The organism is Bacillus sp. I-2 (assembly GCF_001974945.1).
GTDB classification, from domain to species: domain Bacteria; phylum Bacillota; class Bacilli; order Bacillales; family Bacillaceae; genus Bacillus; species Bacillus safensis.
The window spans coordinates 78,780-94,418 of the sequence record NZ_LZRW01000043.1 but is presented as its reverse complement, the minus strand read 5'-3'; the positions used below and the strand labels follow the sequence as shown (position 1 = coordinate 94,418).

Genomic DNA, 15,639 nt, shown 5'->3' with positions numbered 1-15,639 from the left:
CCATTATACCATGTTTTCATCAAGAACATTTTGTTAGACGTTCCCCTATTTCTTAGATGATCAAACATTCACAAGTGAAAAAGACCACGTCTTTATGGACTGGTCCTTTTCTTTTTTAATCAATTTCTACCCGTATGGATGTACAGCTTGATCCATTACACTTCCCAATATCAGCAGGACATGCAGACACGGCCACAATGAGATCCATTTCAGCCCGCAGGCGAATGTAGTCACCGGGCAGCGATTTTGGCAGCTCGACAGACAGCTTTCCTTTTTCATCAATGACTGTATTCATAAAGGCATTAAAAGGATAGTACATATCCTCCTTTGGAATTCCAAAGGGCTCAAAGGCCGTCCGCAAATTGTCGTAGCATGTATGCATGACCTCTAAGTGCGTCCGGCCGTATAAAAGCTGATACATCTCTTGCCGGCAGGCGGGCATGTATAAATCATGGCATTCTACTGTATCTTCAATGATCGTAAACATCGGTTTATATAAATTAGAATAAAGCTTATCGCCTTTTTTCACTTTAGACGAGAACAAACTGTCCATCGTCGCACCTTGGTCAAATTTTTCATAAAAATCTTTTTCATGATAGGCCATCACATCTGCTACTTGCTGGCCTTCGACATCAACCACTCGCATACATTGGCCTTTTCCTAAACGAAAGCCGAGTCTACCCTTTGGTAAAATGACGTGTTCTCCGTTCATCACATGCACTCCTTTCCATGACAGTATGCCCAAAATGTCCCCTTGATCATGTATAAAAAAAAGAGGCGGTCACAAGCTAAAGTCATTGAAACAGAAAGGTGTTGCACTTGCATTGAAAGAAGAACAATCTTTATCTTGGTGGCAGCTTTCTCTCATCGGAGTCGGCTGTACAATTGGCACTGGTTTCTTCCTTGGTTCCAGCATCGCCATTACAAAATCCGGTTATTCCGTCTGCATCTCCTTTTTGCTTGCTGCGGTCGGAACGTATCTCGTCTTTAAACATTTAGCTGCGATGACAGCCGATCATCCTGATAAAGGGTCGTTTTGTTCCTATGCTCGTAAAGCATACGGACGCTGGGCAGGGTTTAGCAATGGCTGGGTGTATTGGTTTGCAGAAATGCTGATTACAGGAAGTCAGTTAACCGCCATTTCTCTATTTACCCGCCACTGGTTTCCTTCTGTTCCGCTTTGGGTGTTTTCTGCGATTTATTCCGCTCTTGCCCTGCTCGTGATTATCATTGGGCTTTCTTCTTTTCAAAAGACAGAAAATGTTCTTGCGGTACTGAAAACAGCGGCGATTTTTCTGTTTATGATTCTTGCGGTGCTTGTGTTATTCGGCATTTTGACAGAACATAAACCGACCCTGCATCTGCCTAACAAGGATCACGAATGGATGCCTCTTGGTCCGCTTGGTCTTTGGAATGGATTGATTTACGCATTTTATGCATTTGGGGGAATTGAAGTCATGGGGCTGATGGCTGTTCATTTAAAGAACCCGAAGGATGCGGCAAAAGCTGGACGTGTCATGCTGATCATTCTAGCAGTCATCTATATCGTCTCGATCGGACTTGCTCTCTTGCTTGTCCCAGTGACAGCCTTTAATGAGAACAGCAGTCCATTTATTACTTCATTAGAGCCGTTTCATTTATCGATCTTTCTTCATATCTTTAATGGCATTTTCATCATTGCCGGTTTTTCGACATTGGTTGCCTCTCTCTATGCGGTCACAACGCTGCTTGGCACAATGTCAGAGCATCAAGATGCACCTGCTTGCTTTAAACAAAAAGACCCATCTCATGTGAGGTGGTCTTCGATTATCTTAACTGCTGCTGGCTTAATTGTCTCAATTTTGCTTGCACTCTTTTTGTCCAAACACATCTACGAGCATCTCACAACAGCAGCCGGTCTTACCCTGCTGTACACATGGATTTTTATTCTGTTCTCAAGTAAAAAGCTATCCAAGCCATCCACCCGCCAAACGTGCGAAATGATTCTTGCGCTGCTCTTAATTGGAGCCGCCGTTTCAGGCACATTAACAGAGGCAAGCGGACGACCTGGCTTTTTTATCAGCCTTGGGATCATTGCAGTGATTGCCATCATGGTGCTATTTATGAGGAAAAAGTGGAAGCAGGATCAGACCGCATCATAATTTCATCATGTTTTTTAATGCAGTAAATGGACATTTGGCGGAGGCTGGTTTCTCCGCCTCTTCATCTGGGAGAAAGTATTGCTTCCATTCATGATTGGCCGGATCACCGTACCATTTTAATGATGGATGAACACTGACCTCATCATATGCTTTGAGTCGCTTGCGAACGAGCTGGCTCATTTTTTGTCCAAACTTGGTCGATCCATTCAATTTCTCAAACACCCATCTAGGCTGAAACGCCATCAAGAGATAAGGGAAGTGGCGGCTTTTTCTGAGCTTATGAGCAGGTGTGGAACACAAAATAAAATACGCCTCACCATGGAAGCAATACTCCCACTCATGATGATGAGTATCTAACGGGATCTCCTCAGGCCACGGTTCTTCATCTTTATGATGCAGCCGTTGAAGCAGCGACCAAAACTGCTGCTCAAACTCTTCAAGCGAACTTTCCTTTAAGTCCTGCGGTGTTTCAAAAAAACAGATAAATGAAGCATATTGACCGGTTTCTTTCGCACAGCCTTGATATTCTCTCAGCAGCTGGGCTAATTCATCCACCGCTTCCTCTTTCCTCGGGTCACCAACAAACCCATAGCGTAAATGATCGAGAAAAAATCCCTGTCTTCCGGGTACACAAGGGAATGTATCGGCTTCATCTCCTACCATCTCGCCAAATTGTGTGAAAGCATCCTGCTTCCATTCTTCTAGTGATCGTAGATTTTGATCAAGGCAACTTTTTGCATACAGCTGGGCCATTTCTTTACACCTCGTTTTAGCGTCTTCTCCATAGCCTATGAGGTGCAAATGGCTGTGGTGACTGTCCTTCCACGACTTTCCTAGCGCATGACAGGATGGGGGTTCCATTCAAATTGAGCAGGTATTTGTTTCTTTTATTCTATTATGTATGATCAGACTAGTGTAAGTTAATAGAGAGCCTTTCGTCATACCTACGATCGATTATTCATCAAAAAGACGGAATCCAGCACCCAATAAATAAGGGCTGCGCAGAAGCTAAACAGATAGACTTTATAGCTGATGAACACAACAAGCCCATAATCAATCCATAAAGCCAAAGCCGAACAAACCAGCCATGCCGCAATAAAATAAATCAATAAGTCACGGCTTCGAAACCTCTTAGGATGGCGGTGTAAAACAAGCTGAATCGGTGCAGCAAAAATGACATAAGCGAGCAAAATGAACAGACTGGTCATCTCCACATAACTAAAGCCCAATTCAGGCGGCATGAATAAAAACGTATAAACGAATGTTGCTGTGATGACTGATAAAATCAGCATACACACATAGTTGAATACTGGCAAAAACAGACGCATAGCAGAAGCTCCTTCAATCCATTTTCTGTTCCATCATTATTCAATAATGTGTTATATCTGTCAATCCTTACAAAAAAACAGACTGAATGTGTCAGTCTGTTTTTCTACCCAATCAACGCCATGATCCCCTGATATCCAAAATAGGCGCCGAAACCAAGTAAAGATAGACCTGCCAGAACAGATAAGCCATGTAAAACACGTTCACTTAAATAACGCCTAAACGAACTAGCAAGCAGCGCCATACTGAAATCCCAGATCAGCATGCCGATAAAAATAGCCATACTGTACATGAGCATTTGGGAAGCTCCATACTTTTCGATCGTATTGGCTAAGATGCTGCCATAAATGCCAAGCCAAAACAAAATACTGAGCGGATTAGAAAGAGAAATGAAAAATCCGGTCATGAACGATTTGCCAATTGATGTGTTTTCGCTGTCCTTTTTCGGACTTTCCTGCAAATTGATTTTACGCAGACTTTCAATGCCGGTATAGGTCAAAACGAAAAAGCCGAACAGCCACAAAAAGGTTTTGACAAGAGGTGCAGTCAAAAGCTGGGCGACACCAAAATAGATGAGAAGCATATAGACAATATCCGCAGCCATAGCCCCCACACCAAAAATCCACGCATGCCAAAATCCACTTTTAATCCCTCTGTCGATTTGGGCTGCATTGACCGGCCCAACAGGCGCTGAAAGTGACAACCCTAAAAAGATATAACCAAAAAACACCGCCACATAGACGTCCTCCTTTTGATGCTGACTTGTACATGTTATTCAAACTTTCTGCGTTTTAGTACAAGTCCTTTGTCATCATTTCAGGTGGATGCTTAGCGGTCTGCTTTCAGTGCCGACTGCTGCGCGTGTACCGTTTCTTTTTTCTTAGAACGATTCATTTGAATCGCAGCTGCAAACAGAAGAACAGCTAAGAAGGCAAATACAAAGACGGAACTTGCCGCTCCTGCCCATTCCAGACTAAATCCAATCAAAAAGGACAAGCAGGCTCCGCCTAAGCTCGCGGCTGCAATAAAATAACTCGTCGCCTCATCGATGGCATTTTCAATCATTAAGGCAGATGCTGTCAGTGCGATTGGGAACATGCCAGCTGCGCAAAGACCGATGAAAAAGATGAGAATCAGCTGCGCGGTAATGTGGGTTGTCAGAGCGAATATCACAAGCAGCAAAATCATCAGTGATGCGCTTAGCTTTAAAAAACGCAGCGGATGCAGCTGATCAGCTTTTCTCGCAATCACGGTTCTGCCGATAACGATCGCTGTCCAGAAAGTAGAGACCGCAAAGAGGCCCCAATTCTCTCCCCCTTTTTCCAGCATGATCGACGGCAAAAAGTTCGCAAAGTTCGTTTCAATCCCTGCGTAGAAAAAGGCAAAGCAAATCATGATCACCACGATCATTCGATTATTTCGATCAACAAGTAAGGACGGTTTCCTCGTCCCTTCTGTGGAAGGAGCATCCATCTGTCCGTGAGGCAGTTTGTTCATAAAAACCAGCCAAAGCATAAGGAAAAATGTCAGCGCACCCACCTGAAATAAAAACACATACTGCCATGTCTGTTCTGTGACAGTCAGCAGAATCACTAGCGGGAATAACAGCGCACCTAATCCAAAAAAGACCTCCATGATACTGATTCGCTTTGCACTATTAGCCATCGAAATGACATACGCACCGGCCGTTGTCTCAAGACTGCCTGCGCCGCTCCCAAGAAAAAAACCTGCAAGCACAAGCGTTGTCCAGCCCGGCACCAATAGCCCCAGCAGAAGTGAGCCGATCATCAGCAAAAGACCCATGGTCAGCACAGCGCCATAGCCTTTTTTTCTCACTAGAATGGGGGATAACAGAACACCTGTCAAAAATCCAATAAACTGAAAAAAAATTAAAGATGATAATTCCCCGGGGCCCTTATCATAACTCGACAGCAAATAAGGCGTTAAGCTGCCAAAAAACACATGAATGGTCCCAATAAAAAAATAAAAGACACAGCCAAAATAAAATACCTTTTTCATCTTTTCACTTCCTCTAAAAAGGAGCGGAGTCATCACATCCTCCGCTCCACCTCTTTAATATGCCTGTGCAGAGACGACTGCCTCTTCCCTCTCAAAGCATGTATTGAGCGCAGCCTGCGCGCGATAACCATCTTCGAAATCAGCGACCTTCATATGAGATGGGTATGGATCTGTATTCACCCAATGCATCAGCTGATCGCGGAATGTATCGGACCATCCGTAAAATTCATTTGGCGGATCTGTCAGCAATGTTTGCGGCATTTGATGACGTTCCACACACAATCCATCACTAATCTCATATTCGTTTTTCATGTTCGTGTGGTATTTGAATACCTTGTCATGTCCAACGACTTCTACACTAAATCCACATTCCTCAGGCTGCGTGCTTTTGGATGTCACCAAATGAAAGAACACTTGATTCTCCATCTGTCCGAAAATTTCGGTATGATCATCCACCTGAACCTTTTTCTCTTCTTTTTCCTTTACATGTGTCAGCATCTTGGTGTTAAGTGATTCTTTCTTCATTTCACTGCCAAATAAGTACCACAGCATATCAATCAAATGAATGCCAAGATCCCCTAGTGCACCGCTCGTACGCAGACTTTCACCGCTGTCTCTCCATGAAAAAGTCTTTCTTCTAAGGGCACTGTTTTTCTTAAAATGAGTTCTGACGGTTAAAATGCGGCCTAATTCACCGTTGGCAATCAAGTTCTTCAATATATTCACAAAGGATAAATAACGATAGTTAAAGCCCATACTGGCTTGAACTTGGAACTGTTTGGCTGTCTCCACCATTTCCTTCGCTTCCTTCAGCGACACAGCCATCGGTTTTTCACATAAAATCGGCTGTCCTGCTCTTAGCGACTGAAGGGCATGGTCCTTGTGACAAAAATTAGGAGAAGCAATAATCAACCCATCAGATGCATCTGCCAGTGTCTCAATACTTGAATACACACGTCCGCCGTACTGTTTAATGAATCCCTGTGCAACTGACTCGTGCAAATCATAGACACCGGATAATTCTGCACCTTTGATCGTTGATAATGCTCTTGCATGTGCTTTTGCAATATTCCCTGCTCCAACAATTCCAATTTTCTTCATGAATGTGCCTCCTCATGTTTATACATCACTGTTTTCAGTGTTTCATAGATTCCTTTTGCATACCCATGATGACAAATTTGGTGATGGTGCCGTTTGGCTTCGGCTGTCGCATTTTGGACAAGGAAACCGTGTGTGACGGATTGAAGCATCCGCAAATCGTTCCCACTATCACCAAAGGCAAAGCCTTGATCTTTCGATAAATCATATTGGTTCAGCATAAAACGGACAATTTCATCCTTCCCTGTTCCGACTGGTAAAAAATCGACATCATAGCAATCCGCAGGATCTCCTGCAAGCGGGTTGCATTTGTTGATATTGACCGCCACGCCTCGCTCTTTAGCCAGTGTTTGGATAAATGATAGATGATGAAGATCTGTCCGTTCATCCTGCTCCTGATAATAGAAATTCTTCTTATACCCTGAGCTGCCCAGCTGCGTTTGCGGCCTAAGGGAAATTCCCTTTTCTCGGATGGTTTCCAGGATGTCTTCGATTTTTTCATCTGAAAAGCCCTGCGCATCCAGCCGCTTCATCCACTCTGCATCTGGCTGTCCAAAATGGGCATCCGACGTATATACAATCTCAGTTCCTAAGTTCGACGCAATGAAATGCGGGAATTGATGAAACCCGCCTTTTTCCATTTTGCTCGTGACAGAATCGAGACTGCTTCCCGTCACCCAGCCCAGCAAGAGCTGTCCCGCTTCACTCTTTTCTGCTACAAAGGCTTCCAGCCGCTTGACATCCTCTCTCTGCTCCTCTGTCATTCCGTGAGAATAATACGTTTCATCAAAGTCACAGAAGACGATCCACTGCGGATTCTTCGGCTGATTCAGCAGTTTTTTATTGAATGGAAGACTTGATAACATGTTGAACCCCCTCGATGACCTTCTCCTGATCTTGCAGCGGCATTCCTGGATAAAGCGGCAAGTGAAGTAATTGCTGCGCTGCTTTTTCCGTGTGTGGAAGTGTCGTTTGTCTATATTTTTGAGAAACAAGATTTGTTTGATGCTGATGCGATAGAACCGGGTAATAGACATCCGTCTCTATGCCCATTTCCAGCAATTTCGCTGCCAGTTCATCTCGGTCTCCCTTCAGCACTCTAATCGGGAATAGGTGCCAGACATGATCATCTGTCAGCTTCGGAAGCTTCATGTATCCTTCGTCCTCAAGCGTTTGCAGCTGGTCAATGTATCGCTTGGCTAAGTAAAAACGTTTAAAGTTTTGCAATCCTAAATACTTCATTCGTTCGAGTCCGATCGCTGCCTGCAAATTATCAATTTTGGAATTAAAGCCGTAGTCACTGCGTTTGACATTTTTCTTTCCAGCTTCAAAACCGTGATAGCTGATCTCCATGCATTTTTCCGCTAGGGCCTCATCATTTGTAGCGATGGCTCCTGCCTTTCCGCAGACCCCAAGGTTTTTGTATGGATTAAAGCTGAGAACAAGTCCATCTCCATAAGCGCCAAGGCCGCTGCTGCCAATCGCTTGACAGCCGTCTTCAATGATTTTCAGCCCATGCTGTTTCGCAATCGCCGAAATCTCCTTCATATCCGCTTGCTTTCCATATAAATGAACTGGTAGAATGCATACCGTTTTATCTGTGATATGCTTCTCTATTTCACTCGGTGAGAGGCAGTAGGTTTCTGGATCGATATCGGCATAAACCGGAACAGCCCCAATGGCAAGCACTGCATTTTCTGTTGCAGCAAAGCTATTGGCCGGCAAAATCACCTCGTCTCCTGGATGGACGCCTGCTGATATGAGACTGATCATCAATGCATCTGTTCCACTTGACGTGGCAATGACATATTTTTTCCCTAAGTACTCAGCAATCGCCTTTTCAAACGTCGGAATATATGGCCCTGAAGTAAAACGGCCAGAGCTCAATACTTCCTTCAGCACCAGCATAATATCATCGATTTCATCTTCTGAAATCAGTTTGTCAACTGGCAGAAACGGTATCTTTTTTTCCTTATTTTGTTTATAATGGAAGAGAATTTTTTCCAAACCTGTGCGCTCTATATCTTGCTCAAGGAACGTCACCAGCTTTTCATTTGCTAGATGCTTTTCAACTGAATCGGCCTTTACTTGAACACCTTGATTGATCATATCCAGCAAAGGAAGATAATCCTTGCTTTTACCTGATATCTTCGTCAATATTTGCATTCCATTCCCTCCAATTAATCAATTCCTTTTGTTAATATTTAACTTGTTTCACATTGTAAATGATGTTATCGATTTCAGAACAATAACTTTGTGTAAAGGATTTGTTAATATGTGTACAATTTATGAAATTGCCAAACGCTGCGGGGTTTCAACCACCACCGTTTCCAGAGTGCTAAACCATCACCCATATGTGTCAGAAGAAAAGCGGCAGCTCATTTTACAGGTGATGAAAGAAATGGAATATACACCGAGTTCAGCAGCCCGCACACTAAGGTCACATCAGACAAAAACCATTGCTGTGTCTGTTCCAGCTGTGGATCATCCTTTTTTTGCACAATTGATTAAAGGCATTTCAAAAGAAGCCCTTGATCAAGGATATAAAGCCATCGTGCTTCAGACGTTTTATCAAGAAGCATTGGAGCTTGAAGGGCTTCAATTATTAAAAAGAAAAGAAGTAGATGGGGTCATATTGGGGGCATTAGAAAATCAGTGGGAAAAGATCGAGCCATTTTTAACAAACGGCCCCATTGTCATGGCTAATGAATATCATCAAACAGCAAACATCCCGATTATTGGTTACGATGAACGGGAAGCCGCCTATAAAGCCGTTGACTACTTGATTCGGTCGGGGCGAAAATCGATTGGGTTTTGCTTTGATACAGAAAGCAGTGAAGCGCAGAAGCAAAGAAGACAGGGCTATCTTGATGCACTCTCTGCTCACGGTTTGCCGCTGCAAGACGATTGGCTGTTTGGAGAGGCCTTTACCATTGAAGACGGCTTTCGCTTAATGGATGTCATCCATCACATGAAGAAAGCGCCTGATGCCATTTTCACCGGCAATGATCAAGTCGCAGCTGGGCTCATTAAACAGGCCATTTCATATGGCTATCAAATCCCCAAGGATCTAGCGGTCATCGGCTATGACAACCAAGACATTTGTGAGGTGACAGCTCCAACGATCACCACAATTGACATACCGATCGTAGAGCTTGGCCAGCGGTCTGTGCAGCAAATGATCGCACTCCTGCAAGACCAAAAACCATTACAGCGCGAACATATCCAGCTGCCTACCCGGCTCGTGACAAGAGAATCTACATAAAGAAAAAGACTGAGAGAAATCTCAGTCCTTAAGATTGTTGACAAAGGGCTAACATGATGTTGATTTTAGCCCTTTGTCTTCTTTTCAGCGTGATAGAAAACCTTTGCAGCCCTAGGAAGGACGAGCACCGGAGCGCAGACCTGACACCGAATGCGAGGGTTTGTCTACACGCTAAAAGACTGAGAGAAATCTCAGTCTTTTTTAGTCTATCAACCTATACAAATTGAGCGAGAATGAATGTCCATATACATACAATACCGAGCAGGATGAAGCTGTACTTCACGGTCTTTTTGAAGAGCTCAGATTCTTTCCCTGTTTCTCCAACAGCTGCTGTAGCGATAGCGATTGATTGTGGAGAAATTAATTTCGCCATCACACCACCGGTCGTATTCGCCCCAATTAACAAACCTGCCTGTGAGCCGATTTGAGAAGCAGTGACCGCTTGAAGGTTACCGAATAAGGCGTTGTTACTCACGACAGACCCCGTAATAAACACACCGATCCAGCCAAGCACTGGGCTGACAAGGGGGAACAGATCGCCTGTTTTGGCAAGAGCAAGTCCAATCGCTGAACTTAGTCCAGCAAAGTTGGCAAGGTTGGCAAAGCCCATGACAAAACAAATAGTGAGAACAGGAACCCAAAGCTCTTTCACCGCTGCTTTTAAACAGACAGCGCCTTCTGTTAATGTAATATGTCTGCTAAACAGCCCTGTCAGCATGACCGCAATCAGAATGGCGGTCCCCGTTGCACTGATGACATCAATTTTAAAGATCGCATCAATAGGTGTTTCTGTTTGTGCAATTGGTGGTAATTTCACAATTTGCTGATGTAAAAACGGCATTTTCACTAAAATGGTCGTCCAGTTAAGCGGTCCTCCTACAACAAACAATGCTTTAAATGCTGGCAGACTCCATACTGTAATAACAGCAGTTAAAATATAGAACGGAGACCATGCTTTCAGTATTTCAACACCGCGATACGTTTGTTTCTGTTCAATATCCGGCGCTCCTTTTTCACGATAAATGTGTTTTGGCTGCCATTTCCGAAGAAATAAAGCCAAAACTCCCATACTTGCCAAGGCAGAAATAATATTGGCAAGCTCAGGTCCCATCGTCACCATTGTGACAGCTTGCAAAATGGCATAGGTTCCACTCACAACAAGTAAGGCTGGCAGAGTTTCTTTGATTCCTTTGAATCCATCTACAATCAGAATGAGGAGGAACGGAATACAGAATGAAATAAACGGGATCGTATATACAAGAGTTTGAGATAACGCAAGCGGCGTCATATTGCCCATTTGCGCCCCTGTAATCACTGGAATGCCCACAGCACCAAATGCACCAGACGCAGCATTGGCAATTAAGCAGAGCATCGCAGCTTTCAGCGGTTTAAACCCAAGCTCTGTTAAGAGAGCGGCACTGATCGCAATCGGTACACCAAACCCAGCAGCTCCCTCTAAAAATGCGTTAAAACTAAAACCAATTAATAAGAGCTGAAGACGTTGATCTTGAGAGATTCCTGCAATACTAGATCGAATGACATCGAACTTACCAGATTTCACAGCAATTTTATAGAGCCATACCGCCATGATGACGATATATCCAATCGGCCACAGCCCATTAGATATACCGAGCAGCACAGCAGATAATGCCTTTTCAACCGGCATATGAAAGAAGAAAATAGCTGTTACAAAACTGACGATTAAGGTAAAACAAGCGGCTAAAACACCTTTTAGCTTAAAAACGGTTAATGCAAGAAGGAAAAACAAGATTGGGAGCATTGCCACCAATGCACTGACGAATTCATTACCAAACGGATCATATATTTGCTGCCACATAGTGATTCATCCTTTTCTGCTCAGATAGGTTGTTTTTGATTGATTAAAAATGAGGAGCCAAAATCTCTTTTAACACATTTACACTGTGTGCAAATTTTTCTTTCTCCGTGTCGTTCAATGCAAGCTCCATTACTTCTGTCGCGCCATTTCGATTCACAAGGGCAGGTACACCAATGTAGACATCTTCTGCTCCGTACTCTCCATCTAAGTAAGTGCTGACAGTTAAAATGCTGTTTTCATTGTGCAGGATCGCTCTTGTAATGCGGGCTAAACTCATTGCTACGCCGTAATAAGTGGCGCCTTTTTTCTCAATGATTTGGTAAGCGGCATGACGGACATTTTCCATGATTTCATCTAAGTCTTCTTGTTTGTATTGCTCATTTCTCTTCATTAATTCTGTAATCGGTACACTTCCAATATTTGCATGACTCCAAACAGCAAGCTCTGTATCTCCATGCTCTCCAATGATGTAAGCATGCACGTTGTGTGCCGCTGCTTCAAAATACTCACTAAGCATGTATCTAAATCTTGCCGTATCAAGCGTTGTACCACTGCCAATTACTCGTTCTTTTGGAAGTCCACTGAATTTCCAAGTCGCATATGTCAAAATATCGACTGGGTTTGTGGCCACTAAGAAAATGCCATCAAATCCACTTTTCATTACGTTTTCTACAATGCCTTTAAATATATTTAAATTTTTCTCAACAAGGTCAAGTCTTGTTTCACCTGGCTTTTGGTTTGCACCAGCACAGATACAGACGATATCTGCATCCTTACAATCCTCATAATCTCCATACCATGTATTCACAGGATGCGGGGCAAATGCTTTTCCGTGGTTTAAATCCATCACGTCACCCATTGCTTTGTCTTGATTCAAATCGATGACAACCAATTCATCTGTGATTGCTTGATTTATTAATGTAAAGGCATAACTGCTGCCGACGAAACCTGCTCCAATAAGGGCTACTTTGTTTACTTTTTCGTTTGTCATTTATCTCATCCTCCTGAGTAAAACTAGGCTGTTTTTCTTATGTGAAGTATTTCACATTCTTATTGTGCAACATTTCACAAACTTTTGCAAGGGGACTGCTCAAAAAAAATATGTAGCGAATTTGTGAACACATTTATTGTGCTTTCAAAGCGCTGGCTCCATACATATTTACACAAGAAAAAAGCTGCCAAACGCTCGTCGGCAGCTTCCTACATATTTAATAAGGTCCCCAGTTGATCATGACCCCGATACAAATAAATACAAGACCGATGACAAACCAAATGAGAGCAAGAGGCACCATAAAACGCAGCCACTTTACATAAGGAATACCACTTGCAGCAAGCACAGCCATCAACACACCAGAAGTCGGATTGATACAGTTGACTACCCCTTCGCCAAGCATCACTGCTTCTACAGCTACCTGTCTTGTGATGCCCATTAAATCAGCGAGCGGCGCAAGAATCGGGATAAAGACAACGGCTTCTCCTGATCCTGATGAAATCAAAAAGTGAAGAAGCGCACTCGCAATATACATCCCGATCGCACCAGCGATTGGACTAAAGCCTGTCAGCATACTCGCCAAGCCGTTGACCACTGTATCAAGCAGCTTCCCGTTTTCTAAAATGACCGAAATACAGCGTGCCATCCCAACAATAAGTGCGCCGTATACAAGGCTTTGGCACCCGATAATAAACGTTTTCGCAATATCATTGGCCGCTAATCCGCCGAGCAGTCCAGCAGCGATAGCCATAAAGATGAACACACCCGCCATTTCCTTATCGGTCCAGCCAAGCTGAAGTGCGCCATATAAGAAACCTCCAAGTGACAATCCGCACACTGCTAAAATCAGCTTATGTCTGCCAGTAAATGCAGGCTTGTCCACAGATTCCGCATCGGCACCGCCAAGCCCCTTAGCAGGAAACCATTGATCGCCAAGAATGCTTCCCTTTTCTTTATTCTTCAGACGTCTTGTATATAAATAGATGTACACAATACTAGAAATAAGAAAACAAAGATAAATAATGACACGCAGGCCAATGCCGGAAAAGATCGGCAGCTCTGCAATCGTTTGTGATAAACCTAATGGAGATGGAGATAAAATCGTTGCGTTAAATCCTGCATAACAACCGATGTATATGACAGCCGCTCCTGCTACAGCATCCCATTTCAAGGATCGTGCTACAATGATGCCGATTGGAATAAACCCAATGACAGAGTTCACGACAATTCCGGTCGTTCCAAGGACTGAAAATAATCCCCCAACAATACAAATAAACAATAATTGCTTCGTTTGAAACCGGCTGATGACATGGTGAATCATCCCGTTAATAGCACCTGTCTTCTCCAGAATGGCAATGGTTCCGCCCGTAAATAGAATCAGAAAAATAATAGAAGAGGACCCTACCATTCCTTCTTGTATCGCTGTGAAAAAGCCAACTGGACTCACTGGTGATTGATCAATGCGGTGATAGCTGCCAGGAACAGCTGTTGTGATCTCCTCAGATGTCTTTCGGTCAAACTCACCCGCTGGTACAAAATACGTTGCGATTGTACAAATCAGTGCAATCATAAATAAGAGAACATACGCATCCGGCATTTGAAGTTTTCGTTTTTGTTTCTCTGGTGCTGATACTGTCGCTGTTTTCATGTGTCAAAACCCCTTTGTCCCGATCGGAATTTCACTTAATTTTCAGAATAATCAAATGATGTGTTATATTATAAACACTGTTGATATTTAAGAGCAATATTATTTCATTAAAATAATGTTTTGACAGATTATCTGTCAGCAAGGAGGCTTCACATGACAACTTTGACAAACGAAATGAAACAAACCGTGACAGACATCTTTGAACACTTACATGCCCATCCAGAAATCAGCTGGGAAGAAACAGAAACGACCGCTTATATTGAAGATATATTAAAAAAATTGGGCTGCAAAACTCAAACATTTGACGACTGTACAGGGGTGATCGGTGAAATTGGAGAAGGCGCACCAGTGGTCGCTGTGAGAGCTGATATTGATGCACTTTGGCAGGAAGTAGATGGTGAATTTCAAGCCAATCATTCATGTGGCCACGATGCACACATGACAATGGCTCTTGGCACCTTCATGGCATTAAAGGAAAAAGAACGCCCGAACGGCACGATCCGTTTCATCTTTCAGCCTGCTGAGGAAAGAGGCGGCGGTGCGCTGAAAATGATTGAAAAAGGTGTGCTCGCAGATGTCGATTACTTATATGGCGTACATGTGCGCCCAATTCAAGAAACATTAAACGGACGCTGCGCTCCTGCTATTTTGCACGGATCAAGTAATCATTACGTTGGCACCATTATTGGCGAGGAAGCGCACGGGGCACGTCCACATCTTGGCGTCAACGTCATAGAAGTGGCTTCAACCCTCGTGCAAAAACTCGCGCATATCCATGTCGATCCAAGAGTCGCGCATTCTGTCAAAATGACCAATTTACATGCTGGCGGGGGCAGCTCAAACATCATTCCAGGCAAAGCTTCTTTTACATTAGATGTACGGGCTCAAACAAACGAAGTGATGGATGAACTAGAAAAAGAAATTGAAAGAGCGGTTCATTCTGTAGCTGATGCCTTTGGCGCTTCCATTACACTTTCAACAGACCATCGACTGCCTGCCGCCACCTTAAATGAAGAAGCTGTCCAGATCATGTCTCATGCAATTGAACAGGTTTTAGGAAAAGAGCAACTTGATCCCCCGATCGTCACAACAGGTGGAGAGGACTTTCACTTTTATGCAGCAAAGCTTCCGCATATCAAATCCACGATGCTCGGTTTAGGCTGTGATTTAAAGCCCGGTCTTCATCATCCGTATATGACCTTCGACCGCTCTGCTATCTTTACTGGCATTGAGATTTTGACCGAGGCTGTCTATCAAACACTCCAGCAGCATTCATCATAAATGAAAAAGCCACCCGCCTTCTCTTCAGGACGG

General features: G+C 43.6%; 14 protein-coding genes. 3 read left to right on the top strand and 11 right to left on the bottom strand.

Annotated features, from left to right (window positions below; genetic code table 11):
* Positions 1–115 precede the first annotated feature (115 nt).
* Positions 116–712 (bottom strand): DUF1989 domain-containing protein, encoded by a 597-nt coding sequence (locus tag BAE31_RS13645; RefSeq protein ID WP_034283248.1) that lies wholly within the window; start codon positions 710–712, stop codon positions 116–118.
* Positions 713–824: 112 nt separating this feature from the next.
* Here BAE31_RS13645 and BAE31_RS13640 point away from each other — a divergent pair, with 112 nt between their 5' ends.
* Complete coding sequence (locus BAE31_RS13640) at positions 825–2,141, top strand: amino acid permease (RefSeq protein ID WP_404841346.1); 1,317 nt, start codon at positions 825–827, stop codon at positions 2,139–2,141.
* Here BAE31_RS13640 and BAE31_RS13635 read toward each other — a convergent pair.
* The 7 genes from BAE31_RS13635 to BAE31_RS13605 form a co-directional block, all read right to left on the bottom strand.
* Positions 2,136–2,894, bottom strand: a complete 759-nt coding sequence (locus BAE31_RS13635; RefSeq protein WP_041106642.1) for a YqcI/YcgG family protein — start codon at positions 2,892–2,894, stop codon at positions 2,136–2,138. The genes BAE31_RS13640 and BAE31_RS13635 overlap by 6 nt on opposite strands.
* Before the next feature lie 191 nt (positions 2,895–3,085).
* The gene (locus tag BAE31_RS13630; RefSeq protein WP_076840687.1) at positions 3,086–3,469 is read right to left on the bottom strand and encodes a UPF0715 family protein; all 384 of its coding nucleotides are present in this window, start codon (positions 3,467–3,469) and stop codon (positions 3,086–3,088) included.
* A 104-nt stretch (positions 3,470–3,573) separates the two neighbouring features.
* Positions 3,574–4,203 (bottom strand): LysE family translocator, encoded by a 630-nt coding sequence (locus tag BAE31_RS13625; protein ID WP_024424337.1) that lies wholly within the window; start codon positions 4,201–4,203, stop codon positions 3,574–3,576.
* 92 nt (positions 4,204–4,295) lie between these two features.
* Positions 4,296–5,486, bottom strand: a complete 1,191-nt coding sequence (locus BAE31_RS13620; protein ID WP_076840686.1) for an MFS transporter — start codon at positions 5,484–5,486, stop codon at positions 4,296–4,298.
* A gap of 54 nt (positions 5,487–5,540) precedes the next feature.
* Positions 5,541–6,587 carry a Gfo/Idh/MocA family protein gene (locus tag BAE31_RS13615; protein ID WP_024424339.1) on the bottom strand — a complete coding sequence of 349 codons (1,047 nt, stop codon included), beginning with the start codon at positions 6,585–6,587 and terminating at the stop codon, positions 5,541–5,543.
* Positions 6,584–7,450, bottom strand: a complete 867-nt coding sequence (locus tag BAE31_RS13610) for an HAD-IIB family hydrolase (RefSeq protein ID WP_076840685.1) — start codon at positions 7,448–7,450, stop codon at positions 6,584–6,586. Before BAE31_RS13610 ends, BAE31_RS13615 begins: the two co-directional genes overlap by 4 nt.
* A complete protein-coding gene (locus BAE31_RS13605; RefSeq protein ID WP_041106647.1) occupies positions 7,425–8,750 on the bottom strand; it encodes a DegT/DnrJ/EryC1/StrS family aminotransferase in 1,326 nt (441 codons plus the stop codon). The genes BAE31_RS13610 and BAE31_RS13605 overlap by 26 nt, the downstream gene beginning before the upstream one ends.
* A gap of 109 nt (positions 8,751–8,859) precedes the next feature.
* On the opposite strand from BAE31_RS13605, the gene BAE31_RS13600 reads away from it, so the two are divergent.
* The gene (locus BAE31_RS13600) at positions 8,860–9,849 is read left to right on the top strand and encodes a LacI family DNA-binding transcriptional regulator (RefSeq protein ID WP_041106648.1); all 990 of its coding nucleotides are present in this window, start codon (positions 8,860–8,862) and stop codon (positions 9,847–9,849) included.
* Between the two features lie 214 nt (positions 9,850–10,063).
* On the opposite strand, the gene BAE31_RS13595 is transcribed toward BAE31_RS13600, so the two are convergent.
* The 3 genes from BAE31_RS13595 to BAE31_RS13585 form a co-directional block, all read right to left on the bottom strand.
* Positions 10,064–11,686 (bottom strand): L-lactate permease, encoded by a 1,623-nt coding sequence (locus BAE31_RS13595; RefSeq protein WP_041106650.1) that lies wholly within the window; start codon positions 11,684–11,686, stop codon positions 10,064–10,066.
* A 43-nt stretch (positions 11,687–11,729) separates the two neighbouring features.
* Positions 11,730–12,677 (bottom strand): L-lactate dehydrogenase, encoded by a 948-nt coding sequence (locus BAE31_RS13590; protein ID WP_024424343.1) that lies wholly within the window; start codon positions 12,675–12,677, stop codon positions 11,730–11,732.
* A gap of 217 nt (positions 12,678–12,894) precedes the next feature.
* Positions 12,895–14,325: a YfcC family protein gene (locus BAE31_RS13585; protein WP_076840684.1), complete on the bottom strand. Its 1,431-nt coding sequence runs from the start codon at positions 14,323–14,325 to the stop codon at positions 12,895–12,897.
* Between the two features lie 153 nt (positions 14,326–14,478).
* Here BAE31_RS13585 and BAE31_RS13580 point away from each other — a divergent pair, with 153 nt between their 5' ends.
* Positions 14,479–15,606: a M20 peptidase aminoacylase family protein gene (locus tag BAE31_RS13580; protein WP_076840683.1), complete on the top strand. Its 1,128-nt coding sequence runs from the start codon at positions 14,479–14,481 to the stop codon at positions 15,604–15,606.
* Positions 15,607–15,639 lie beyond the last annotated feature (33 nt).